The following is a 22,886-nucleotide window of genomic DNA, read 5'->3' as shown; positions in this document are numbered from 1 at the left end:
GCACGGTCCTCAGGCTTTCGCGATCATCGGTCCTCAGGCTTTCGCGATCATCGGCCCTTAGGCGCTGCCGCGATCACCGGCTCGGTCTCTGAGCGGGGACCGGGCCGGTGGTCAGCAGGCCCGGGATCGGGGCGTCGGCGAAGATCTCGGTGAGGACGGCCCGCTGCGTCGGCAGGGCTTCGGCGTGGCGGGAGCGGCCCTCGTCCGTGATGCAGACGTACACCCCGCGCCGGTCCGCGTCGCACACCCCGCGCGAGACCAGCGACGCCTTCTCCAGCCTGGCCACCACCCGCGACAGCGCGCTCTGGCTCAGGTGGACCTCTTCGCACAGCTCCTGGATGCGCAGCTTCCTGTCGTGATGGACGATCCGGTCGAGCACCTCGAACTCGCTGGGCCCCAGGCCGTGCCGATCGCCCAGCTCCCGCTCCAGCGCGCACATCGCCTTGGCATGCCTGCCCAGGACGTAATGCCAGGTGTCGACCACGAGCTCTTCGTCCATGTCGCGGAGGTTACCACTTCCGTAAATCTCATGCAACGACATTAAATGCAGTTGCATTAGATGTTCGTGCATGTATTGTTCTGACTCATGTCCTCTACCTCATCCCGCTGGGGCGCGCTCGCCGTGCTCTGCGCAGTGATATTCCTTGACGCCCTTGACGTGTCGATGGTCGGCGTCGCCCTGCCGGCCATCCAGCATGACCTGGATCTTGACACCTCCGCCCTGCAGTGGGTGGTCAGCGGCTACGTGCTCGGCTACGGCGGTCTTCTTCTGCTCGGGGGCAGGACCGCCGACCTGCTCGGGCGGCGCAGGGTGTTCCTGGTCGCGCTGGGTGTCTTCGCCGTGGCGTCGTTGCTCGGTGGCATCGTGGACGACGGCGGCCTGCTGATCGTGGCCCGGTTCGTCAAGGGTGTGGCCGCCGCGTTCACGGCTCCGGCCGCGTTGTCGATCATCACGACCACGTTTGCCGAGGGGCCCGAGCGTAACCGGGCGTTGAGCTTCTTCACCGCCTCGGGGGCCAGCGGCTACTCGCTCGGTCTCGTGCTGTCCGGCCTGCTGACCGAGATCGGCTGGCGGTGGACGTTGCTGATGCCGGTGCCGGTCGCGGTCATCGCGCTGGTCGCCGCGTTGAAGGTGCTGCCGCGAGGCCGGGAGGAGCGGGCCGAAGGCGGTCACGACCTGGTCGGCGCCGTGACCATCACCGCGTCGATGTTGCTGCTGGTCTTCACCGTCGTGCAGGCCCCCGAGGCCGGCTGGGCCTCCCTGCGCACGATCGGCTCGCTGGCCGGCGTGGCCGCGCTGCTCGCGCTGTTCGTGGTGACCGAGCTCAAGGTGCGGCACCCGCTGGTGCGGCTGGGCATCCTGCGCTCCGGCCACATCGTGCGGGCCAACCTGGGGCTGCTCATCCTCATGGGCTCGTACGTGTCGTTCCAGTTCGTCGCCATGCAGTACTTCCAGAACCTGCTGGGCTGGTCGGCCCTCGGCACCGCCATGGCGTTCCTGCCCGCCGGCGTGCTCGTCGCGGTCACCTCGACCAAGATGGGCGACTTCGCCGACCGGTTCGGGACCGGCAAACTGATCGTCATCGGCGCCGCCGCGCTGGCCGGCGGATACGCGATCTTCCTCGGCATCGACCGCACCCCCAGCCTGGGCGGCATGGTGATCCCCGGCATGGTCCTGCTGGGCATCGCCTTCGCGCTGTCGTTCCCCTCGCTGAACATCCAGGCCACCAGCGGCGTGCACGACGACGAGCAGGGGCTGGCCTCCGGCCTGCTGAACACCTCGGGGCAGGTGGGCGGCGCGATCGTGCTGGCCGTCGTGACCGCCGTGCTCACCTCGGGCGGCGAGACCCTGTCCATCGGGGCGCTGCGCGCGGCGATCGTGGTGTCGCTGGTGCTGGCGCTGGTCGGCCTGGTGATCTCGGCCACCGGCCTGCGCGCCCGCAAGCCGGTGCCCGCCGCCGAGCCGGAGGCCCGGGTGTACGAGACCGTCTGACGGCGGCACCCGGTCGGTCTGCCCATGGCGATGGCGCCGGTCGGTCTGACGGCGGAGGCGGTGGCACGCCGGGGTCGGTCTGATCGCGATGGCGCGAGGCCCGGCGTGGCGCGCCCCTGGGCTGGGCATTTAGCGGGCATGCGCTCGTCATCCCCGTCCGCCGGTCGGTCGCCGCGCACCCGTGCGGCCGTCATGGTGGCCTGCCTGGCCGTGTTGATCGCAGGGCTGACCGGGTGCGGCACCGTCCGGCAGACCACACTGCCGCAGACCCCCGGCAGCACGGAGACCGGCTCGGCCCCCGCAGCTCCCGGGGTCCCGACCAACACCGCCGAGGTGGACGTCGATCGGAGTGGCACCGAGCCGGCCGTCGTGACGGGGGTGCGTTTCGCCGCCCACGACGGTTACGACCGGCTGGTGGTGGACCTCAAGGGCGGGATGCCCGGATACAACGTGAAATGGGTGGACGAACTCGTCCAGGACGGCTCGGGCAAGCCGATCGACGTGCGCGGTGGCGCGTACCTTCAGCTCACGCTCTTCCCCGCGAACGCCCACGACGAGAACGGCGAGCCCACCTGGAGCGACGGGCCCGTCTACCCGGCCGGTCTGGCCAATCTGGCCGACGTCGTCAGGACCGGCGACTTCGAGGGCCGGGTCGGGATCGGGCTGGTGCTGGACAGGCGGGCCGCGTTCCAGGTCACGGAGCAGAGGTCGCCGAACCGCCTGGTCCTGGACGTGGCACACTGACCTGGTGGTCAGAAAGATCGGGGCTCCGGCCCGCATTCCCGTACCAGGCGGCAAGCTCATCGACGAGCACGTGGGTCGCGTCAGCAGCGGCGACGAGGCGATCTCGATCGCTCACATGGTCGCCCCGCCCGGCTGGGAGGAGCCGCCGCAGACGCCGGCGTTCACCGAATACACGGTGGTGCTGCGCGGCACGGTGATCGTGGCGCACGACGAGGGCACGACGCTGGTCGAGGCCGGGCAGTCGGTGGTGACCTCGCCGGGGGAGAAGGTCCGCTACAGCGCCGGGCCCGAGGGCGCCGAGTACGTCGCCGTGTGCCTGCCCGCCTTCTCCCCGGACGGCGCCGGACGAGACTGACGGAACGGGGCCGGCAAGGACCGGTCGGGGCTGACCGGCGCGGAACGGGCCCTGCCGACCGGCACGGGGCTGACCGGGTGGTGGGCGGTGCTCATATCATGGCCTGATGAGGCCCACGCTTGACGAGATCCGGCGGGCTCCCAAGGTGTTGCTGCACGATCACCTCGACGGCGGGCTCCGCGCCGAGACGATCGTCGAGCTGGCCAGGGAGACCGACTACGGCCGGCTGCCCACCCACGATCCCGACAACCTGCGTCAGTGGTTCGAGGAGGCGGCCGACTCCGGTTCGCTCGAACGCTACCTGGAGACGTTCGACCACACGGTCGGCGTCATGCAGACGCGCGAGTCGCTGGTGCGCGTGGCCGCAGAATGCGCGGAAGACCTGGCCGCCGACGGCGTGGTCTACGCCGAGGTGCGGTTCGCGCCCGAGCAGCACACCACCACGGGCCTGAGCCTCGACCAGGTCGTGGAGGCGGTGCTGGACGGGTTCGCGCGCGGCTCGGAAGGGCGCGGCATCCGCGTCGGCACCCTGCTGACGGCCATGCGGCACCAGGCGCGTTCCAGGGAGATCGCCGAGCTGGCGGTGCGTTACCGCGACGGCGGCGTGGTGGGCTTCGACATCGCGGGCGCCGAGGCCGGCTACCCGCCCACCCGCCACCTCGACGCCTTCGAATACCTCCAGCGGGAGAACGCCCACTTCACCATCCACGCGGGCGAGGGGTTCGGGCTGCCGTCGATCTGGCAGGCCATCCAGTGGTGCGGCGCCGACCGGCTCGGCCACGGGGTGCGCATCATCGACGACATCTCCGTGTCCGAGGACGGGTCGGCCAAGCTGGGGCGGCTGGCGGCGTACGTTCGCGACAAGCGCATTCCGCTGGAGATGTGCCCCACGTCCAACCTGCAGACCGGAGCGGCCGCGTCGATCGCCGACCACCCCATCGGGCTGCTGCGGCGGCTGCACTTCCGCGTCACCGTCAACACCGACAACCGGCTGATGAGTGCGACCGGCCTGTCGCTGGAGTTTCTCAAGCTGGTCGAGGCGTTCGGCTACGGCTGGGACGATCTGCAGTGGTTCACGGTCAACGCGATGAAGTCGGCGTTCCTCCCGTTCGACGAGCGGCTGGCGCTGATCAACGGCCGGATCAAGCCGGGGTTCGCGCAGCTGAAGTGGCAGCCGTGAAGCAGACCTACCGGTCCAGGACCGCGTTCGTGCTGGCATGGGTGTGGCTGGCGTTCGTGGCCTTCAACGTCTTCGACCTGATCGTCCGCTACAGCGGCAAGGCGTCGCTGGTGGCGCTGGCCGTGCTGGGGGCGCTGACGGCGCTCGTCTACGCGGTCGCGCTGCGCCCCGCCACCGTGCTCACGGAGGCGGGGCTGGTCGGGCGCAACCCGTTCCGCACCACGTTCGTGCCCTGGGCTTCGATCGAGGACGTCACGGTGTCCCACTCCATCAACGTGCACCACGGCGAGGAGCAGGTGTTGCGGCTGTGGACGCCGATGAGCAGCGCGCGTGAGCGGGCCAAGGCGCAGCGGCGCGGCGCCCCCGCGCCGCAGCGGGGGCGCTTCAAGACCGAGCCGACGCTGACGAAGGGCGAGCAGGCGGCGGCGGAGGCGTTCTCCGGCAAGACGCACGCCGACTGGGTGGGCGACCAGATCCGCGAGCGCGCCGAGTCGGCCAGGCGCCGCGACGAGCAGGCGGCGCCGGCTCGGATGACGTGGTCCTACGACGCGATCGGGGTGCTGGTGGTCGCGGTGGCGCTGGTGATCGCCGCGCTCGTCGTCGCCTAGCCGGAAGCGCTGACCCGCGCGGCCGGTTGACGGTCGCCTGGCCCGCGCGGCCTGTTGACCGGCGCCTAGCCTGCTCGTTTCCTGTTGACGAAGGCGTTCATGCCGGCCTGGGCGATGCCGGACGCCTCCACCTGCTCGGCCGCCTCGGTCTCCACCTGGAAGGCCCGCTCGACCTCCGCCAGTGACGGGCGGAGCAGGGTGAGGTGGACCGCCGTGGCCGTGCCCGCGGCGCTCCAGTGGCGTACGCGGGCGATGGCCGTCTCCACCAGCGCCTCCGGGGCCACGATCTCGTCCAGCAGGCCGACGGCGAGGGCGTCCTCGGCGCTCATCCTGGTCGAGTCGAGCACCAGCCGCAGCGCCCGGCCGCCGACGAGGCGCGGGAGCAGGTAGCTGGAGGCGTTGGAGATCGACAGGCCGATGTGGTTCTCCGGCAGGAAATACTCGGCCGCCGGCGTGCCGATGCGGGCGTCGAAGCAGAGCGTCCACTCAGCGGCGCCGCCCACGGCCAGGCCGTTGACCGCCGCCACCACAGGCACCCGGGTCTCCAGTACGGCCCTGGTCATGTCGTGGAACAGCTCCACCTCCTCGATCAGCGACCGGCCGACGGCCTGGTCGATGTCCTCGCCGGCGGAGAAGGCCCGGCCGGTCCCCGTGACCACGATGCCCCTGCCGCTGCGGCCGTGCTCGCGGACGGCGGCGGCGAGATCCCTGCGCATGGGGGCGGTGAGGGCGTTGAGCTTGGCCGGTCGGGCGAGGGTGATCAGGGCCACCTCGTCGCGTACGGTCACGTCGATCATCTCTGCTCCTTGTCCGGCCGGCCGGCAGGGGTGGTGGCGCGCTGGTCGCGCGCAGGAGGGACCTGGACGGCGGGCCCGGGGGGCTGGTCGCGTTCGGGCTGAACCTGGATGGCGGGGGCGGCGCGCTGGTCGCGCTCGGGGTGGAGGAGGTGGCGTTTCTCGATTCGGGCCGACGGGGTCAGCGGGAACGCCTCGACGAACTCCACGTACGCCGGGATCTTGAACCGGGCCAGCCGCCCCCTGGCGTGCGCGATCACGCTCGCGGCGGTCTCGGCCGTGGCCGGATGGCCCGGCCGGAGCTGGAGGAACGCCTTGGGCAGCTCGCCGAACAGCTCGTCGGGGATGGGCACCAGGGCGGCGGAGACGACGGCCGGATGCTCGGCCAGCACGTGCTCCACCTCGGCGCAGGAGATGTTCTCGCCGCCCCTGCGCACCATGTCCTTGATCCGCCCGGCGTGCCTGATCCGGCCCTGGGAGTCGCGGACGCCCAGGTCGCCGGTGTGGTACCAGCCGCCTCTGAAGGCGTGGGCGGTCGCGTCCGGATGGTTCCAGTACCCCTTCATCATGGGCACGCCCCTGACCAGGATCTCGCCGGTGCCGGGGTCCAGCTCGACCTCCTTGCCGGGCGGCGCCACCCCCATGGCGCCGGTGCCGACCGTGCCGGTGTCGTCGAGGGGTGAGACCAGGTCGGTGCCGCTCTCGGTGGAGCCGTACAGCTCGCGCCACGGCGCGCCCCAGCGTTCCTCGAACGTGCGGTGCAGGTCCGGCTGGATGCCCGAGCAGAGCACCGCGCGCATGCGGTTGGCCCGGTCGAGGGGGTGGGGCGGCTGCTTGTGCAGGAGAAGGGGCATCGTGCCCAGCACGTACGTGAGCGTCGCGCCGTGCTCCCTGGCTGAGGCCCAGAAGCCGGAGGCGGAGAAGCGGGGGAGCACGACGAGCGGGACACCGCCCATGAGGGCGAGGAGGGTGACCCACTGGGGGTCCATGTAGGAGTACGCCTGCGCGATCATCAGGACGTCGTCGTCGCGCAGGGAGACCTGTTCGGCGACGACGGCGGCGGACCTGAGCCAGTAGGCGTGGGTGAGCATGCAGGCCTTACTGAAAATTCGCGACATCGTCGGCTTTAGGCGTATCGAGGGAAGTGAGGGGTGTTCCATCCAATTGGTCGAGGAGGTGGACTGTGCCAGGGATGTGCGGGGCGTACTCGGCGGTGGTGATCGTGGCCACGGCCCCGGAGTCGCGCAGGACGTGCTCCAGGTCGGCGGCCCGGTAACGGACGTTCACCGGCACGGTGATCGCGCCCGCCTTGAGGACGGCCAGCCAGCTCAGCGGCCAGCCGGCCACGTTGTCCAGCATGATCGCCACCCGGTCGCCGGGTCGCACACCCTTGTCGGCCAGCGCTCCGGCCAGCCGATCCGATCGTTCGTCGGCCTCGGTGAAGGTCAGGGAGACGGGTGAGGGGTCGGGGAAACGGAGGAACTCGCGCTCGCCGTACGTGTCAGCGGCGTGCCTCATCAGGTCGGGGATCGTTGCTTGCATGCGGCGGCTCCCACGGGAACTCGGGCAGCAGGGCGAAGTCGGCCGTCACAGTGGCATTGACGGGGGCATTGACGGGGGCATTGACGGGGGCCTGGGCGGGGGCCTGAGCGGGGGCGCGGACGGCGGCCAGGCCGATCGCGACGAACTCGGCGCACACCTGCTCCAGCGTGGAGTCCCCGTCGGGGCGGTACCACTCGCTGGTGCCGGTGCACATGGACATCAGGGCGAGCCGGGTCAGCCTCTCGTCGGCGACCCGGAAGACGCCCTGCTCGACGCCGTCGGCCAGCGCGTGCTTCCAGTGGTCCTCGTACGCGTCGCGCAGGGCGATGATCTCGGCGTGGGCGGCGGAGCCGGGCGTCAGGGAGCGCAGCTCGCCGTCCATGACGCGGCTGGTCATGGGGGTGAGGGCGTGGACGGCGGTGAGTGAGCTGATCAGCAGGGCGAGGCGGTCGGCCGGCCGCTCGTACGGGGCCAGCATGCGCTCGGTGGCCTCGATCAGCTCGCGCTGCGCGACCCGCATGAGGTCGGCCAGCAGCGCTTCCTTGCTGGTCACGTGGTGGTAGATCCCGGCGTTGGTCATGCCGACCGCCTTACCGAGGTCTCTGATGCTGGTGGCCGCGTAGCCCCGCCGCGCGAACAGCAGCACGGCCGCGGTCCTGATCCGCCGGCCGGCATCGGTGTCGCGGTCGGTGAGGTCTACGATCATCATGTCTTACCGAACGTTCGGTTGCCTCTTAGATCCGAAAAATACCCCATGTCCTACGAAATCGCCATAGGTTGCCTCTGACGTCGTGTCACTGTCTCCGGGACACCGATGATTTCGGAGGCCGGGCTTCGTATGAAGGGAGAGAAGGAGGCAACAACATATGCCGCAGATCATCGAATTCCCGCCGCGCCCGTACCTCGGGGTGCGCCGTACCATCACCATGACCACGTTCCACCTGGTCGCCGACCGGATCGGCGAGATCATCGGCCACCTGGCCGAGCGCAGCACCGCCCCCGCAGGGGCGCCGTTCCTGCGCTACCACAGCATCGACATGGCCGCAGACCGCCTGGAGGTGTCGGCCGGGGTGCCCGTGCCGGCCCCGATGGAGTGGGAAGGCGACCTCTACGCCGCCACCCTCCCCGCCGGCCGCTACGCCACCACCACCCACCACGGCCACCCGGACCAACTCGTGGGCACCGTTGAGTCACTGCTGCGCTGGGGACGCGAGCAGGGCCTGGAGTGGGACCTGACCGAGAAGGACGGCGCCGAGCACTGGGGCTGCCGCCTGGAGCTGTACCGGACGGACCCACGCGTGGAGCCCGACATGAACAACTGGGACATCGACCTGCAACTACGCCTGACCTGACACCCGGCCACGGGAAGCGGACCTCACCGCCACGCGTCGACCAACTGCTCCGGCCCGACGTGGACGACGCCGTCCACGTCGCAGCCGCTGCGGGAGACGGCGTAGAGCGGAGTGGTGCTGCCGGCTCCTTCGACCTGCGCATGGTGGGCGATGAGCTCGCGCAGATCGTGCTCGTCGAAGGGCCGGTTCTCCAGCCACTTCACCGATCCGACAAAGGTGATCTTCTTGGCGACCGGCTCTTTGTCCGCTCCGATCAGGTCGATCTCCGGGTTGTTGGTCCTCGTCCAGTAACCTCCGATCGCCCTGGTGTCCTCGGGCAGTCCGTCCATGCGACGGAGCGACTCGCGGACGAAAGGCTCGACCGCGGCGCCGCGCCACGCCGTCCAGGAACGTTCGATCCGCTGGAGGACGAGGTCGCCGCGGTCGCGGTCGATCGCGGTCAGGTTCGGTCCGATGAACGAGAGCCAGAAGCGCAGGTGCGTGTCCGCGATGTGGTAGCGGCGTTCCCGCGACGGCCGTACGGACAGCGGCACCTCCGCCGTCACCATGCGCTTCTCCTGGAGGATCTGCAGACCGCGCGTCGTCGACGTGCTGGGCAGGCCGCTGGCCTTGGAGATCGACGCGTACGTGCGTTGCCCGGAGCCGATGGCGCGCAGCAGGACGCTCGCCTGGGCTTCCGGCGGGAACTCCGCCGCCATGGCCCGCACGCCACTCACCGTCAGGGCCGAGCCCGGCATCGGGACGGTCGTCTCCAGGAACTCTCTGACGGAGGCGCCGGCCGGCCATTCGTCCAGGATCTGCGGCAGGCCGCCGGTAATCAGGTGCGCGTCGACGGCCTCCGCGGCGGGCAGGCCCAGCTTGTCCGCCACATCGGCGGCGGTGAGCGGGTTGACCACCATCTCCGACGCGCGCATGTGGAAGGGACGGTCGTACTGGTTGATCGCCTCCATGATGGACAGATCGGAGCCGATCAGGATGAGCAGCATGGGCCGCCGGGAGAACTCGCGGTCGAAGAGGCGCTGCAGGGTGCTTTCGAGGTAGGGGTCCTGCTGGATCAGGTAAGGGAGCTCGTCGATGACGACGATGCTCGGTGAGTCCTGCGGGACGGCCTGAGCCATCAGCCGCAGGGCACTGTCCCAGGACGTGGGTGTGACACCGTCGAACTGGGAGGCGTCGGGCAGGTCCGAGGCGGCCACATCGGCGATGAAGCGTTCGAGCTGCACGGCCGGCGGCTGCTGGTCGGCGGCGAAGAAGAGGCTCGGCACACCGCTTCGCCGGATGAACTCCTCGGCGAGGCGCGTCTTGCCCACGCGGCGTCTGCCGCGCATGAGGATGGCGCGGCCTGGAAGATCGCCTGTCCGCACTCGGCTGAAATAGCGGCTGAGCTGGGCCAGCTCACGCCGCCGCCCGATGAACCCGTCTACCCGAGTCCCTCCCCTCGATACACCCAAATTTGGTCGTCCCAACTTTGGTACAACCAAATTTGGTTGCTACCCAGAGAACGTTAGCTCGTGCCGCGCATGAACGGCAGGTCATCGGCCCCAGGAGTCCAGTTCGGGGCCGTGGCCGGCGGCGCGGGCATGGGGTTCGAGGTCGTTCAGCAGCCCCCGGAGGGCCGCCGGGGCGTCGGGGGACAGGGCGGACTCCAGGCGTGGCAGCAGGTCCCCGGCGGGCCATCCGTCCAGGGGGTGGTGGCGCAGCTCCCACTCCAGGTACTTGTTGTACGGCCGCACCCGCCCGTGCAGCGCGAACAGGTGGCTCAGGAAGGCCGGCACCGCCTCCGAGCCGTCCAGCAGGACGCCGAGACGATTGCCGTCGCGGGCGTTCTTCATGCACCGGTACACGCTGTTGAGGAACGCGCCCAGCGCCTCGCGCCCGATGGCGAACGCCTCGTCCGGGGTGAGCGTGCCCTTGGCGGCGACCAGGGAGGCGATGCCGCCGGTGTCCTTGAGCACCTGGGCGTGGGTGAAGGCGTACCGGTTCCACTCGGTGCCGGAGCCGGGCAGGGCGTGGGCGCGGAACTCGCCGAGCGTCATCACCACCAGGTCCACGAGCGCGTCCCTGCGCGGCTCGAACGGGGCTCCGTCGGCGGCGATCAGGTAGACGTCGTGGTCGGAGTGCGCGGTGGCGGTGCCCTCACGGGCCTGCGACCCGCTCAGCACCAGGCCCAGCACGCGGGGATCGGGCAGGGCCCGCGACAGGAAGATCTCGTACGTCTCCACGCGGCCAGACTGCCACGATCTTCATCGCCACGCGTCCAGCAGTTGCTCCGGGGTGATGTGGGTGACGCCGGCCACATTGCAGCCACTGCGGGAGACGGCGTACAGGGGCGTGGAGGTGTCCGTTCCAGGCATCCTGGAGCGGTGAACGATGAGTTCGCTCAGGTCGTGGTGGTCGAAGGGCCGGTTCTCGAGCCACTTCACCGAGCCGACCATGGTGATCGTCTTCGCGACGGGTTCCCTGTCGGCTCCGACGATGTCGATCTCGGGATCGTTGGTCCTGGTCCAGTAGCCGCCGATCGCTCCCGTTCGCTCAGGCAGGTCGTCCATACGGCGAAGCGACTCGTGGATCAGCGGCTCGACGGCCATGCCCCTCCACGAGGTCCAGGAACGGCGGATCCGGTCCAGGAGCTTGTCTCCCCGGCCGCGTTCCACGTCGGTCAGGTGCGGCCTGACGAACGGAAGCCAGAACCGCAGGTGGGAGTCGATCACGCGGTAGCGCGTATCCCTGGAGGGGCGGGTGGACAGAGGACGATCTATGGCGATCAAGCGCTTTTCCAGGAGGAGCTGCAGGGCTCGGTTCATCGTCGCGCGGGGGATCTCCTGGGTGGCGGCAGCGATGTTGGAATGTGTGCGTTGTCCTGACCCGATGACGCTGAGGACCTGCTGAGCGTGAGCCTCCGGAGGGAGTTCGGCGGCGAGCGCACGTTCTCCGCTGACGATCAGCGCCGACAACGGATCATCGAGCGCCTGCTCCAGATAGGTCATGACCGAGGCGCCCTTGGGCCACTCTTCGCAGATCATCGGAAGCCCGCCCGAGACCAGGTGTGCGTCGAACGCGTCGGCTGGACCGAGTTCGAGGGCCTGAGCGATGTCGTACGGTCCGAGGGGGTGGACCACGAAGTCGGCCGCCCGCTGGTAGAAGGGGCGGCCATAGGTGTTGATCGTCTCCATCATGGACAGGTCCGAGCCGATGAGGAGCAGCAGGACCGGCCGTCTCGAGAACGCCTTGTCGAAGAGCTTCTGCAGCACGCCCTCCAGGCTGGGGTCCGCCTTGATCAGGTACGGAAGCTCGTCCAGGACGACGATGCTGGGAGCGTCGTCAGGAAGGGCGCGGGCCAGGAGGGAGAGCGCGTCATGCCATGACCCGGGTGGCCCGCCGTCGAAAAGGGAGGCGCCGGGCAGGTCGGACGAGCGCATCTCTTCCGCGAAGACGCTGAGCTCCTTGCCGAGTGTCTGCCCGGTGGCCGTGTAGTACGCGTGCGGCACCTGCGCGCGCCGGATGAACTCTTCCGCCAGCCTCGACTTGCCGACTCGGCGGCGGCCCCTGACGAGGAGCGCACGTCCCGGCCGGTCGAATTGCCGTCTGCCGGTCTTCTCGAGCGCGCGTTGCAGGATACCGAGCTCTCGCCGCCTGCCGATGAAAGGTTCCAACACCGCTCCTCTTGGTCTCATGAATGAGACTAACTGAGAAGTTGGTATCAAGGCCTGGACTTGATGGCCCTCGATGCCGTGTTGGTCTCACCGATGAGACCTTCGCCTCTGAAGGTCTCACGGATGAGACTCTCTGCGTGGCCGGCCTAAGGGGCCAGGCGAGTCTCCAGGTCCGTGCGGATGCTGGCGAGTTGCTCCGCCGCCCGCGCCCTGGCCTCCGCCGGGGTCGTGGTCACCGGGACGACCGCCTCCAGGTAGCACTTGAGCTTGGGTTCCGTGCCGGATGGGCGCACCACCACGCGGGCGCCGCCCGCCAGGAGGTAACGCAGGCCGTCGGTCGGTGGGAGGCCGCCGTCGCCGCGCGCCAGGTCGTCGGCTCGCTTCACCGTGAGGCCGCCGAGGGTCTCAGGTGGGTCGGTGCGCAGGCGGGACATGGCGGCGGTGATCAGCGACAGGTCGGACACCCGGAACGACAGTTGCGAGGTCGCGTGCAGGCCGTGGCGGCGGGCCTGGTCGTCGAGGAGGTCCAGGAGGGTGCGGCCGTCGCGTCTGGCGGCCGCGGCGATGGCGGCCACGGTCAGCGCGGCGCCGATTCCGTCCTTGTCCCTGACCGGCAGGCCGGCGTCGGAGCCGACGCTGTAGCCGATGGCCTCCTCGTAGCCGAAGACGAGCCCGGGGCCGGCCTTGATGATCCACTTGAAGCCGGTGAGGGTCTCGCCGTACCGGACGCCGTGCGCCTGGGCGATCTTGCCGAGCAGGGTGGAGGAGACGATGGTGGTGGCCACCATGCGGTCGCTGGTGGTGTGGGTGAGCACGTGCTCGGCCAGCAGGCCCCCGACCTCGTCGCCGGTCAGCATGCGGGCGCCGCCGCCGGGCAGCGGCACGCCCACCGCGCACCGGTCGGCGTCGGGGTCGTTGGCCACGATCAGGTCGGCCTCCGTCTTGGCGGCCAGCACGATCGCCAGGTCCATCGCGCCCGGTTCTTCCGGGTTGGGGAAGGCGACTGTGGGGAAGTCGGGGTCGGGCTCGCGTTGTTCCTCGACGGTCACCGGGCTGTCGAAGCCGGCGGCCTGGAAGGCGGCGGTCAGGGTGGCCGCCCCGACCCCGTGCAGCGGGGTGTAGGCGACGCGCAGCTCGCGGGCGTCGCCCAGGGGGAGGGCGGTCACGGCCCGGAGGTAGGCGTCGACTATCTCGTCGCCCAGCTCCGTCCACCCGGAGTCCTGAGCGAGCTCGTCCACCCGGCCGACCGCGTCGATGGCGGCGGAGATCTCCGCGTCGAGCGGGGGCACGATCTGGGAGCCGTCGCCCCAGTAGACCTTGTAGCCGTTGTCGCGCGGCGGGTTGTGGCTGGCGGTGACCGTCACCCCGGCGTCGGCCCCGAGGTGGCGGACGGCGAAGGCCAGCACGGGCGTCGGCAGCGGGCGGGGCAGCAGCGAGGCGCGCAGGCCGGCGCCCGTCAGCACCGCCGCCGTGTCGCGGGCGAACACGTCGGACTTGTGCCTGGCGTCGTAGCCGATGACCACGTGCCTGCCAGGACCCAGGACCGCGGCCAGGCCGGCCGCGGCGCGCATGACGGTGACCCGGTTCATCCGGTTGGGGCCCGCGCCCAGCTCGCCGCGGAGCCCGGCCGTGCCGAACTCCAGCTTGGCGCCGAAGCGCTCGTCAAGGGCGGCCAGGTCCTCGCGTTCGATGAGGGCGGACAGCTCGGCACGCGTGTCGGAGTCGGGGTCCTGGGCCAGCCACTCCCGCGCCCGCCGCAGCACGCTCACAGCCGGTCCACCACCTTGGCCAGCAGGACGCCCATGCGGGCGGCCGTGGCCCGGCCCACCTCCAGGACCTCCTCGTGGTTGAGCGGCTCGCCGGACAGGCCCGCGCCCGGGTTGGTGACCAGGGAGATGCCGAGCACGTCGAGGTTCGCCTCGCGGGCGGCGATGGCCTCCAGGACCGTGGACATGCCGATCATGTCGCCGCCCAGCGTGCGCAGCATGCGAATCTCGGCGGGGGTCTCGTACGTGGGGCCGCGGAAGGCGACGTAGACGCCCTCGGCGAGGGTCGGGTCGATCTCGCGGACGAGGGCGCGCAGGCGGCGCGAGTAGACCTCGGTGAGGTCGATGAACGTGGTACCGGTGATCGGGTTGGCCCCGGTCAGGTTGATGTGGTCGCTGATCAGGACGGGGTCGCCGACGTTCTGCGTCTCGGGGCGCAGCCCGCCGGCCGCGTTGGTGAGCACCAGCGTGCGTACGCCGGCCGCCGCCGCCGTGCGGACGCCGTGCACGACCGCCTCCACCCCGAGCCCGGACGGCGACTCGTAGAGGTGGGTGCGCCCGAGGAAGATCAGCGCGTGCCGGCCCGCGGCGGTGCGGACAATGCGGATCTTGCCGCCGTGACCGGCCACGGCGGGCGCGCGGAAGCCGGGCAGGTCGGTGAACGGGATCTCGCGCACCGTCTCGCCGATCGCGTCGGCGGCGGGCACCCACCCCGAGCCCATGACGAGCGCGACGTCGAAGGCGGCGTCGGAGGAGTCGAGGCCGCTCGCGGCACGCAGTGCCGCGGCGGCCTCGCCGGCCAGGGTGTACGGGTCTTTGCTCACCTTCAGTAGTTTAGGAGCAGCCTGTCCAGGACCCGCACCCCGAACTGCAGGGCGTCCACCGGCACGCGCTCGTCCACGCCGTGGAACATGGAGGCGAAGTCCATGTCGGCGGGCAGCCGCAGCGGCACGAAGCCGAATCCGCGCACCCCCAGGTCGGCGAAGAAGGTCTTGTTGTCGGTGCCGCCGGACATGCAGTAGGGGATGGCGCGGGCGGCCGGGTCTTCGGCCTTCAGCGCCGCGATCATCGACTCCACGAGCGCGCCGTCGAACGAGGTCTCCAGCGCGATGTCGTGGTGGATGAACTCGCGCCGCACCTTCGGCCCGAGCAGCCCGTCCACGGTCTTGAAGAACTCCTCCTCGAAGCCCGGCAGGAAGCGCCCGTCGACCACGGCCGTGGCCTGGCCGGGGATGACGTTGGACTTGTAGCCGGCGTCGAGCTGAGTCGGGTTGGCGGTGTTGCGCAGCGTCGCGCCGACGAACCGCACCAGCGGCCCGATCTTGTCGAGGACCGGCCGGGGGTCGTCCTCGTCGAACGGGAGGCCGAAGGCGTCGGCGACCTCGGTGAGGAAGCGGCGCACGGTCGGCGTGTACGTCAGCGGCCAGTCGTGGCCCCCGATCCTGGCCACGGCCTTGGCGACCTCGGTGACGGCGTTGTCGTCGTTCAGCATCGAGCCGTGGCCCGCGGTGCCGTTGGCGATCAGCTTCATCCAGGCCAGGCCCTTCTGGGCGGTCTCGATGAGGTAGAGCCGCAGCGACGGGTCGACCTCCAGCGAGTAGCCGCCGACCTCGCTGATCGCCTCGGTGACGCCCTCGAACAGGCCGGGGTGGTTGGCGGTGAGGTATTTGGCGCCGTAGACGCCGCCGGCCTCCTCGTCGGCCACCCAGGCGAAGACCAGGTCGCGCCTCGGCCTCAGCCCTTCGCGCTTGAACCGGCGCAGCACGGCCAGCATCATCGCGTCCATGTCCTTCATGTCCACGGCGCCGCGGCCCCAGATGTAGCCGTCGCGCACCTCGCCCGCGAACGGGTCGACCGACCAGTCGGCGGCATTGGCCGGGACGACGTCGAGGTGGCCGTGGACGAGCAGGGCGGGCAGCGACGGGTCGGTGCCCTCGACGCGGGTGATCACGTTGCCGCGGCCCGGCTCGCTCTCGATGTAGGTGGACTCGATGCCGGCCTCGGCCAGCCTGGCCATGACGACCTCGGCCGCGGCCCGTTCGCCGGGGCCGCTGCCGTCCCCGTAGTTGCTGCTGTCGACGCGGATCAGCTCGGCGCAGAGGTCGGCGACTTCGAGTTCGGCGGGTGTCATGGCGTTGTCTCCCAACGGTGATCCAGCGTGAGCAGTCCGGACTTGTGCAGGTGGCCGCGTTTGTGCGCCCGGGTGATGAGGGTGAGGTCGACGTCGGTGATCTCGTCGTGCCGGCCGACGACGCCGGTCATGAAACGGTAGAGGGCCGCCTCGTGGGCCGCCACGACCTGCACGATGAGGGAATGGGTGCCCGTCGTGGCGGCACAGTAACGGACGTCGGGGTGCGCCGCCAGCCGCTGGCCGACCAGGTCGAGGCCGTGGGGGCGGACCTTGAGCCAGAGCATGGCCTCCACCTCCAGGCCGAGCAGGGCGGGCTCGACCTCGGCGCGCGGCAGCAGCAGCCGCCGCTCGATCAGCGAGGTGACCCGGCGGCGCGCGGTGGGCACGGAGATGTCGAGCCGCTCGGCGACCGCGGTGAAGGCGATCCGGCCGTCGGCGGCGAGGAGCTCGGCGATCTCCTGCTCCAGGGGTGACAGGCCCTCCTCGTCGGGCAGGCACTCGGGCGGCGGGGCCGGCCGCAGCTCGGCCACCTCCCGCTCGGTCAGGAAGGGCGCGTGCCACTCGGCGACGGTCCTGAACGTGTGCAGGACGACCTGGGTCTGGGTCTGCAGGACGCCGTCGATCTCCGACACCTGGGCCGACAGGATGCGGTGCAGCGCCTCGCGGGAGGGGGAGACCAGCTCGCAGCCGAGGTCGGCGGCGCCGGTGAGGGAGTAGACGGAACGGGTGTCGGGGCGCTCGGCCAGCGCCTTGGCCACCTGCGTGGCGGTGCCGGGCCGCACCTGGACGTGCAGGTGCACGGGCCGGCCGTGGCCGGTGCGCAGGTCGTCGTAGATGGCCGTGACGCGGACGAAGCCTTCGGCGATGAGCCGCTGCAGCCGCCGGGCGACCGTGCGCTCGTGCTCGCCCACGGCCCGGCCGATCTCACCCCACGAGGCCCGGGGGCTGACTTGCAGCGCGGCCACGAGCCGTCGGTCGAGAACGTCCACGGATGCCCGTCCCTGTGTCGGGTTTGTAAAAGTTGGGGTAATTATTTGACTGTTTCGGTCGCCCGAATGCAGAGTAAGCCATTACCGCACTTGTCAGCAAAGGAGCCCTTCGTGGCGACCTCCCCCGTGGCGCACTCCCCACTCGGAATCCCCAAGAGCCGCGTTCGGCAGCTCATGGCGGCCAGCATCGGCAACGTCGTCGAATGGTACGACTGGTACGCGTACACCTTCCTCGCCGTCTACTTCTCCGACCAGGTCTTCCCCAAGGCCGCGGACAACAGCCTCGTCCCGCTGCTCAGCTCGTTCGCCGTCTTCGCGGTGGGCTTCTTCATGCGCCCCCTGGGCGGCCTGCTGGTCGGCGCGTTCGCCGACAGGTACGGCCGCAAGTCGGCCATGACGTTCACGATCGTGCTGATGGGCGCGGGCTCCCTGCTGGTCGGCCTGACCCCCACCTACGCGGCCGTCGGCCTGCTGGCGCCGGTCATCCTCACCCTCGCCCGGCTGATCCAGGGCCTGTCGGTGGGCGGCGAGTTCGCCGCCGCGACCACCTTCCTGGTGGAGTCGGCACCGCCCGGCCGCCGCGGCCTGTTCTCGAGTTTCCAGTACGTGAGCACCACCATCGGCCAGCTCATCGCCTCAGGACTGGCCGCGCTGCTGGCCACGAGTCTGATCGAGGCCGACATGGACTCCTGGGGCTGGCGCGTGCCGTTCGTCGTGGGCGCGGTGCTGAGCCTGGTGGGCCTGTGGATCCGCAAGGGCGCCGACGAGACCTCGGCCGTGGCGGAGGAGATCCAGCGCGGCGAGGCCACCCGGCCCAAGCTGTTCGAGTTCCTCAGGCTGCACCCGAGGTCGGCGGCGACGATCGTGGGCATCACGATCGCCGGCACGGTGGCCTACTACACCTGGACCAGCTTCCTGCCCACGTACGCGCAGATCACGGTGGACTTCGACAAGGCCGAGTCGCTCCAGATCGGCACGATCTCGCTGGTCTTCTTCATGATCCTGCAGCCGCTGCTGGGCATGCTGTCGGACCGGGTGGGGCGCAGGCCGTTGCTGATCACCTTCGGGCTCGGCTTCGTCATCCTGCCCGTGCCGCTGCTCGGCCTGCTCACCGACGCCTACTGGAGCCTGCTGGTCGTGCAGCTCGTCGGCATGGTCTTCCTCGGGTGCTTCACCGCGATCTCGGCCGCGGTCAACTCCGAGCTCTTCCCGACGCGGGTGCGGGCGGCCGGCGCGGGGTTCCCGTACTCGCTGACCGTCGCGCTCTTCGGCGGCACCGCGCCGCTGATCGGCACGGCGCTGCAGGAGGCGGAGAACCCGGGCCTCTTCCCGTGGTACATGTCGGCGCTGGCGCTCGTCTCCACGCTGGTCTACATCTTCGTGCTCAGGGAGACCAAGGACGAGCCGCTGCGTTAGCCGGACGGCACTAGCCGGACCCGCTAGCCGAACGAGGTGCAGGGGCGCTCCCGCAGCTCCTTGACGTAGTCGTCGGGGGCGCCCGCCCGCTCGGCCGCCTCGGCCAGGCTGCCCAGGTAGCGGGCCGAGGGCAGGCCGCCCTCGTAGCCGTCGAGCACGTAGAACCAGGCCACGACCTCGCCGTCGAGGGTCTGCACCCGCAGCCGGACCTTGTGGTAGGCGCCGCGCACCGCGCCCTCCCACTGGTCGAGCGACTGCTCCTCCCAGTCGGGCACGTCGTAGAGGACCACGAAGACGTGCTCGTCGGGGTCTTCGACGATCGTGGCGACCGCGCCCTCCCACTTGAGGTCCATGCCTCCGAACGTCAGCCGCCAGCCCGGCAGCCAGCCCACACCGCGGATCGGTGAGTGCGGGGCACGCATGGCCATCTGCTCCGGGTCCATGTTGCTGCCATAGGAGGCGTATACAGGCACAGCGGCAAGACTAGCGCCTGAGACCGCGCCCCGTTCGTCAGCAGCTCGGGGCATGCGGGAGAATGGTGGTGTGACGAGGATCGTGATCATCGGCGGCGGACCAGGCGGCTACGAGGCGGCGCTGGTGGCCGCCCAACTAGGCGCGCAAGTCACGATGGTCGAGCAGGACGGCCCAGGTGGCGCCTGCGTGCTCACCGACTGTGTGCCGTCCAAGACGCTGATCGCGACCTCCGTCCGCAAGCAGGCCCTGCTCGACGCCCCGTCGCTGGGCGTGTCGTTCTCCGGCGGTCCCGACGGCGACGCCGGGGTGGCGCAGGTCGATCTGCCGCTGGTCAACAAACGGGTCAAGGAGCTGGCGCAGGCGCAGTCCGCCGACATCGCGACCCGGGTCGAGGCCGAGGGCGTCGAGATCATCAAGGAGCGCGGCCGGCTGGTCGATCCGCAGGTGGTCAGGGCCGGAGACCGCACGATCAGGGCCGACGTCGTGCTGGTGGCCACGGGGGCGACGCCGCGGGTGCTGCCGGGGGCCGAGCCCGACGGCGAGCGCATACTCAACTGGCGTCAGCTCTACGACCTCGAAGAGCTGCCCGAGCACCTGATCGTGATCGGCTCGGGGGTGACGGGGGCCGAGTTCGCGGGGGCCTACCGTTCGCTCGGGGCGGAGGTCACGCTGGTCTCCAGCCGCGACCGGATGATGCCCAACGAGGACGCCGACGGCGCCGAGGTGCTCGAAGAGGTCTACCGGCGGCGCGGCATGAACGTCATGGGCCGCTCCAGGGCCGCCTCCGTCAAGCGCACGCCCCACGGCGTGGTGGTGACGCTGGAGGACGGCCGCACGGCCGAGGGCTCCCACGCGCTGATGACCGTCGGCATGATCCCCAACACCTCCGGCATCGGGCTGGAGGAGGCGGGCGTGCAGCTCGACCGGGGCGGGTTCGTCAAGGTCGACAAGGTCTCCCGCACGTCGGCGCCCGGCGTCTACGCGGCCGGCGACTGCACCGGCGTGCTGATGCTGGCCTCGGTCGCCGCCATGCAGGGCCGGATCGCGGTGTGGCACGCGCTGGGCGAGGCCGTGCAGCCGCTGCGGCTGGCCACCGTGGCCTCCAACATCTTCACCGACCCGGAGATCGCGGCCGTGGGCGTCGCGCAGCGCGCCATCGAGGCGGGCGAGATCGAGGCCAACGTGGTCAAGCTGCCGCTGGCCACCAACGCGCGGGCGAAGATGCAGGGCTTCAACGACGGTTTCGTGAAGCTGTTCTGCCGCCCGCACACCGGGATCGTGCTGGGCGGCGTGGTCGTCGCGCCGCGGGCCTCCGAGCTGATCCTGGCGGTGTCGGTGGCGGTGCAGCAGCGGCTGACCGTCGACCAGCTGGCCCACACGTTCGCGGTCTACCCGTCGCTGTCGGGATCGGTCACCGAGGCGGCCAGGCGGCTGATGCAGCCGGGGGTCAACATCTAGGAGTTCCCTGCGGAGAAAGGGGCGTGCGGTGGTCCGCGCGCCCTTTTGTTGTGCCTCTGACCGTTGACCTTTGTTGGTATGGACACCAAACTAAGTCACGAGTTGGCGCAGCGTTCGAAGGAGCTTCCATGCCCTATCGCCCTCCCTTGGTGGCGCACGAGTACTTCGTCGCGGACCCGCCGGAGTTGCCGGTCCGCGTACGAGGCGAGGGCGGCCTGTCGGCGCTCATCGCCGCGGAAGTGGTCGCGGCCGACGGCGCCGAGGTGCTGCTCAAGGCGGTCACCTCGGCGGAGGAGACGCTGGTCGTCCAGGTGGGGGCGGCGGGCGAGGGCGTGATCAGGGTGCGGCTGTCGGAGGACGCCACCGCGCGGCCCCGCTCCGAGCGCGCCATCGCGCTGGTGACGCCCGGCACGTACGCGGGGGCACGGGTCGTGGCCGAGCCCGGCGCGCCGATCGTGGTGGACGCCGGGTCGCTGCGGGCCGAGATCACCCTGTCGCCGTGGCACCTGCGCTTCACCGACGCGGCCGGGGCGACGCTGGTCGAGCAGGACCGGGGGCACACCGACATCAGCGGGCGCCTGCGTACGCTGCCGTTCGGGCGCTCCGCCTCGGGCGGCGCGCCCGTCGCCTACCACGAGAGCTTCGCCGCCGCGCCCGACGAGGCCTTCTCCGGCTTCGGCGAGTCGTTCACCCGGCTGGACAAGCGCGGCCAGCGACCGCTCATGTGGAACTTCGACGCCTTCGGCGCCGAGTCGCAGCGCGCCTACAAGAACATCCCCCTGTACGTGTCCAGCCGGGGCTACGGCGTCCTGGTCGACAGCGGCGCGCCCCTGGAGTTCGACGTGTGCCAGTCCACGCACAGCGTGGTGCAGATCCTGGTGCCCGACGACGTCATGGACTACTACGTGCTGGCGGGCCCGGCCCCCGCGGAGGTGCTGGACCGGTACGACCGGCTGACCGGACGGCCCTCGCTGCCGCCGAAGTGGGCGTTCGGCACCTGGATCTCCTCGGGGTTCTGCGTGGACAGCGGGGAGCGGGTGCTGGCCAGGGCGCGCACGATCAGGGAGCGCGGCATCCCGTGCGACGTGCTGCACCTGGACACCTACTGGCAGAGCGACGGGCACTGGTCGGACATGCGCTGGGACCCGGTGAACTTCCCCGACCCTGAGGGCATGCTGGCCGAGCTGGGGGAGATGGGGTTCAAGGTCTGCCTATGGATGAATCCCTATATTTCGCACCTTAGCCCGGTCTTTCAGGAGGCCGCCGAGGCCGGCTACCTGCTGCGCGACCCCCAGGGTGAGGCGTACGTCGCCGACTGCTGGCACGGCTCCTTCCCCGCCTGCGGCATCGTGGACTTCACCCACCCGGGGGCGGTCGAGTGGTTCAAGGGCCTGCTGCGCCCGCTGCTGCGCCAGGGCGTGGCCGCGTTCAAGACCGACTTCGCCGAGGGCGTGTCGGCCGACGCGGTGGCCGCCAACGGCATGAGCGGCACCGACCTGCACAACGTCTACACCCTGCTGTTCAACGACGCCGTCGTGGACGTCACCCGCGAGGTCAACGGGCATGAGCTGGTCTGGGCGCGCTCGTCGTACCTGGGGGGTCAGCGCCACAGCGCCCAGTGGGGCGGCGACACCTACACCAGCTACGCGGCCATGGGCAGCACGATCAGGGGCGGCCTCGCGCACGGCTTGTCCGGCGTGCCGTTCTGGAGCCACGACGCGGGCGGCTTCACCGGCCGGCCCACCGACGACCTGTACGTGCGCTGGACCCAGTTCGGCGCGCTCTCCCCGCTGCTGCGCCTGCACGGCACCACGACCCGCGAGCCGTGGGAGTTCCCCGAGGCCGAGGAGCAGGCGGTCGCGGCGCTGAAGCTGCGTTACCGGCTGATGCCCTACCTGTACTCGGCCGCCGTCGAGGCCGCGCGCACCGGCGCGCCGATGATGCGGGCGCTGTGCGTGGACCATCCGGACGACCCGGTCGCCTGGCAGGCCGACCTGCAGTACCTGCTCGGCCACGACCTGCTGGTGGCTCCCATGACCGGGCCCGAAGGCGTCAGGCAGGTGTACCTGCCGCGCGGCCGGTGGGTGGACTACTGGACCGGCGAGGTGCTGGACGGCGCCCGTTACGTCCGGGTCGCCAAGCCGCTCGGCCAGATCCCGCTCTTCGCCCGGTACGGCGCGCTCATCCCCGTGCAGGAGCAGCGGGACACGGTGGACGTGCCGGAAGAGATCGCGCTCGTCGCCTTCGGCGGCGGAGGCGGGAGCGCCGAGATTTACGACGCCGACGGCGTGACGGTCGCCGTCGCCACCAGGGACGGCGACGTGCTGCGTGTCGCCGTCACCGGCCCGAAGCGCGTCACCGGGGTCGAGCTCGTCCCGGTGCCCGGTGCTCCCGCGCGGGCCGTCATCTCGTAACACCCCCTGGAGGGATC

At 70.6% G+C, this 22,886-nt stretch carries 22 protein-coding genes; 9 read left to right on the top strand and 13 right to left on the bottom strand.

Features of this window, described 5'->3' with window-relative positions; translation table 11 throughout:
* Nucleotides 1–73 precede the first annotated feature (73 nt).
* The gene (locus AB0C27_RS24265; RefSeq protein ID WP_357847693.1) at nt 74–499 is read right to left on the bottom strand and encodes a MarR family transcriptional regulator; all 426 of its coding nucleotides are present in this window, start codon (nt 497–499) and stop codon (nt 74–76) included.
* 87 nt (nt 500–586) lie between these two features.
* On the opposite strand from AB0C27_RS24265, the gene AB0C27_RS24260 reads away from it, so the two are divergent.
* From AB0C27_RS24260 to AB0C27_RS24240, 5 genes are all read left to right on the top strand, one after another.
* The gene (locus AB0C27_RS24260; RefSeq protein ID WP_357847691.1) at nt 587–1,993 is read left to right on the top strand and encodes an MFS transporter; all 1,407 of its coding nucleotides are present in this window, start codon (nt 587–589) and stop codon (nt 1,991–1,993) included.
* Nucleotides 1,994–2,131: 138 nt separating this feature from the next.
* Nucleotides 2,132–2,737 (top strand): hypothetical protein, encoded by a 606-nt coding sequence (locus AB0C27_RS24255; protein WP_357847689.1) that lies wholly within the window; start codon nt 2,132–2,134, stop codon nt 2,735–2,737.
* Nucleotides 2,738–2,741: 4 nt separating this feature from the next.
* The gene (locus AB0C27_RS24250; RefSeq protein ID WP_357847687.1) at nt 2,742–3,092 is read left to right on the top strand and encodes a cupin; all 351 of its coding nucleotides are present in this window, start codon (nt 2,742–2,744) and stop codon (nt 3,090–3,092) included.
* A 106-nt stretch (nt 3,093–3,198) separates the two neighbouring features.
* Nucleotides 3,199–4,272 carry an adenosine deaminase gene (locus AB0C27_RS24245; protein ID WP_357847685.1) on the top strand — a complete coding sequence of 358 codons (1,074 nt, stop codon included), beginning with the start codon at nt 3,199–3,201 and terminating at the stop codon, nt 4,270–4,272.
* Nucleotides 4,269–4,880 (top strand): PH domain-containing protein, encoded by a 612-nt coding sequence (locus tag AB0C27_RS24240; protein WP_357847683.1) that lies wholly within the window; start codon nt 4,269–4,271, stop codon nt 4,878–4,880. Before AB0C27_RS24245 ends, AB0C27_RS24240 begins: the two co-directional genes overlap by 4 nt.
* Before the next feature lie 65 nt (nt 4,881–4,945).
* Here AB0C27_RS24240 and AB0C27_RS24235 read toward each other — a convergent pair whose 3' ends face one another.
* Genes AB0C27_RS24235 through AB0C27_RS24220 form a run of 4 tightly spaced genes read right to left on the bottom strand, consistent with a single transcriptional unit; the run spans nt 4,946 to nt 7,925 of the window.
* Entirely contained in the window at nt 4,946–5,677 is a 732-nt protein-coding gene (locus AB0C27_RS24235) for an enoyl-CoA hydratase/isomerase family protein (RefSeq protein WP_357847681.1), read from the bottom strand.
* Nucleotides 5,674–6,765 carry an AMP-binding protein gene (locus AB0C27_RS24230; protein WP_357847679.1) on the bottom strand — a complete coding sequence of 364 codons (1,092 nt, stop codon included), beginning with the start codon at nt 6,763–6,765 and terminating at the stop codon, nt 5,674–5,676. Before AB0C27_RS24230 ends, AB0C27_RS24235 begins: the two co-directional genes overlap by 4 nt.
* 7 nt (nt 6,766–6,772) lie before the next feature.
* The gene (locus AB0C27_RS24225; RefSeq protein WP_357847677.1) at nt 6,773–7,216 is read right to left on the bottom strand and encodes a class I adenylate-forming enzyme family protein; all 444 of its coding nucleotides are present in this window, start codon (nt 7,214–7,216) and stop codon (nt 6,773–6,775) included.
* Nucleotides 7,176–7,925 carry a TetR/AcrR family transcriptional regulator gene (locus AB0C27_RS24220; protein WP_357847675.1) on the bottom strand — a complete coding sequence of 250 codons (750 nt, stop codon included), beginning with the start codon at nt 7,923–7,925 and terminating at the stop codon, nt 7,176–7,178. Before AB0C27_RS24220 ends, AB0C27_RS24225 begins: the two co-directional genes overlap by 41 nt.
* A gap of 157 nt (nt 7,926–8,082) precedes the next feature.
* Here AB0C27_RS24220 and AB0C27_RS24215 point away from each other — a divergent pair, with 157 nt between their 5' ends.
* A complete protein-coding gene (locus tag AB0C27_RS24215; protein WP_357847673.1) occupies nt 8,083–8,568 on the top strand; it encodes a GyrI-like domain-containing protein in 486 nt (161 codons plus the stop codon).
* A gap of 23 nt (nt 8,569–8,591) precedes the next feature.
* Here the strand turns inward: AB0C27_RS24215 and AB0C27_RS24210 are convergent, their stop codons facing one another.
* From AB0C27_RS24210 to AB0C27_RS24180, 7 genes are all read right to left on the bottom strand, one after another.
* Nucleotides 8,592–10,019, bottom strand: a complete 1,428-nt coding sequence (locus tag AB0C27_RS24210) for a DUF234 domain-containing protein (RefSeq protein WP_357847671.1) — start codon at nt 10,017–10,019, stop codon at nt 8,592–8,594.
* Nucleotides 10,020–10,100: 81 nt separating this feature from the next.
* Nucleotides 10,101–10,790: a hypothetical protein gene (locus AB0C27_RS24205; RefSeq protein ID WP_357847669.1), complete on the bottom strand. Its 690-nt coding sequence runs from the start codon at nt 10,788–10,790 to the stop codon at nt 10,101–10,103.
* 21 nt (nt 10,791–10,811) lie between these two features.
* Entirely contained in the window at nt 10,812–12,221 is a 1,410-nt protein-coding gene (locus tag AB0C27_RS24200) for a DUF234 domain-containing protein (protein WP_357847667.1), read from the bottom strand.
* Nucleotides 12,222–12,367: 146 nt separating this feature from the next.
* On the bottom strand, nt 12,368–13,990 hold the full coding sequence (locus tag AB0C27_RS24195; protein ID WP_357847665.1) for a phospho-sugar mutase: 1,623 nt from the start codon (nt 13,988–13,990) through the stop codon (nt 12,368–12,370).
* Nucleotides 13,987–14,811, bottom strand: a complete 825-nt coding sequence (locus tag AB0C27_RS24190) for a purine-nucleoside phosphorylase (RefSeq protein ID WP_357847663.1) — start codon at nt 14,809–14,811, stop codon at nt 13,987–13,989. The genes AB0C27_RS24195 and AB0C27_RS24190 overlap by 4 nt, the downstream gene beginning before the upstream one ends.
* A gap of 2 nt (nt 14,812–14,813) precedes the next feature.
* The gene (locus AB0C27_RS24185; protein ID WP_357847661.1) at nt 14,814–16,118 is read right to left on the bottom strand and encodes a M20/M25/M40 family metallo-hydrolase; all 1,305 of its coding nucleotides are present in this window, start codon (nt 16,116–16,118) and stop codon (nt 14,814–14,816) included.
* The gene (locus AB0C27_RS24180) at nt 16,115–17,107 is read right to left on the bottom strand and encodes an Lrp/AsnC family transcriptional regulator (protein WP_357847659.1); all 993 of its coding nucleotides are present in this window, start codon (nt 17,105–17,107) and stop codon (nt 16,115–16,117) included. Before AB0C27_RS24180 ends, AB0C27_RS24185 begins: the two co-directional genes overlap by 4 nt.
* A gap of 111 nt (nt 17,108–17,218) precedes the next feature.
* Here AB0C27_RS24180 and AB0C27_RS24175 point away from each other — a divergent pair, with 111 nt between their 5' ends.
* A complete protein-coding gene (locus tag AB0C27_RS24175) occupies nt 17,219–18,523 on the top strand; it encodes an MFS transporter (protein ID WP_357847657.1) in 1,305 nt (434 codons plus the stop codon).
* A 23-nt stretch (nt 18,524–18,546) separates the two neighbouring features.
* Here the strand turns inward: AB0C27_RS24175 and AB0C27_RS24170 are convergent, their stop codons facing one another.
* Nucleotides 18,547–18,996 carry a gamma-glutamylcyclotransferase gene (locus tag AB0C27_RS24170; RefSeq protein WP_357847655.1) on the bottom strand — a complete coding sequence of 150 codons (450 nt, stop codon included), beginning with the start codon at nt 18,994–18,996 and terminating at the stop codon, nt 18,547–18,549.
* 70 nt (nt 18,997–19,066) lie between these two features.
* Between AB0C27_RS24170 and AB0C27_RS24165 the strand changes: the two genes are divergently transcribed.
* Nucleotides 19,067–20,455, top strand: coding sequence for an NAD(P)H-quinone dehydrogenase (locus AB0C27_RS24165; RefSeq protein WP_357847653.1), 1,389 nt, complete (start codon nt 19,067–19,069; stop codon nt 20,453–20,455).
* A 128-nt stretch (nt 20,456–20,583) separates the two neighbouring features.
* The gene (locus AB0C27_RS24160; protein ID WP_357847651.1) at nt 20,584–22,869 is read left to right on the top strand and encodes a TIM-barrel domain-containing protein; all 2,286 of its coding nucleotides are present in this window, start codon (nt 20,584–20,586) and stop codon (nt 22,867–22,869) included.
* Nucleotides 22,870–22,886 lie beyond the last annotated feature (17 nt).

This window comes from Nonomuraea sp. NPDC048882 (assembly GCF_040649755.1).
GTDB lineage: Bacteria > Actinomycetota > Actinomycetes > Streptosporangiales > Streptosporangiaceae > Nonomuraea > Nonomuraea maheshkhaliensis.
The sequence above is the reverse complement of the archived record's forward strand: the minus strand, read 5'-3'. Positions and strand labels throughout refer to the sequence as shown.

Coding starts and splice junctions, on each gene's coding strand:
- AB0C27_RS24225 (WP_357847677.1), bottom strand. CDS start 7,216: ATGCAAGCAACGATCCCCGACCTGATGAGGCACGCCGCTGACACGTAC.
- AB0C27_RS24255 (WP_357847689.1), top strand. CDS start 2,132: ATGCGCTCGTCATCCCCGTCCGCCGGTCGGTCGCCGCGCACCCGTGCG.
- AB0C27_RS24235 (WP_357847681.1), bottom strand. CDS start 5,677: ATGATCGACGTGACCGTACGCGACGAGGTGGCCCTGATCACCCTCGCC.
- AB0C27_RS24265 (WP_357847693.1), bottom strand. CDS start 499: ATGGACGAAGAGCTCGTGGTCGACACCTGGCATTACGTCCTGGGCAGG.
- AB0C27_RS24260 (WP_357847691.1), top strand. CDS start 587: ATGTCCTCTACCTCATCCCGCTGGGGCGCGCTCGCCGTGCTCTGCGCA.
- AB0C27_RS24230 (WP_357847679.1), bottom strand. CDS start 6,765: ATGCTCACCCACGCCTACTGGCTCAGGTCCGCCGCCGTCGTCGCCGAA.
- AB0C27_RS24245 (WP_357847685.1), top strand. CDS start 3,199: ATGAGGCCCACGCTTGACGAGATCCGGCGGGCTCCCAAGGTGTTGCTG.
- AB0C27_RS24215 (WP_357847673.1), top strand. CDS start 8,083: ATGCCGCAGATCATCGAATTCCCGCCGCGCCCGTACCTCGGGGTGCGC.
- AB0C27_RS24185 (WP_357847661.1), bottom strand. CDS start 16,118: ATGACACCCGCCGAACTCGAAGTCGCCGACCTCTGCGCCGAGCTGATC.
- AB0C27_RS24220 (WP_357847675.1), bottom strand. CDS start 7,925: ATGATGATCGTAGACCTCACCGACCGCGACACCGATGCCGGCCGGCGG.
- AB0C27_RS24160 (WP_357847651.1), top strand. CDS start 20,584: ATGCCCTATCGCCCTCCCTTGGTGGCGCACGAGTACTTCGTCGCGGAC.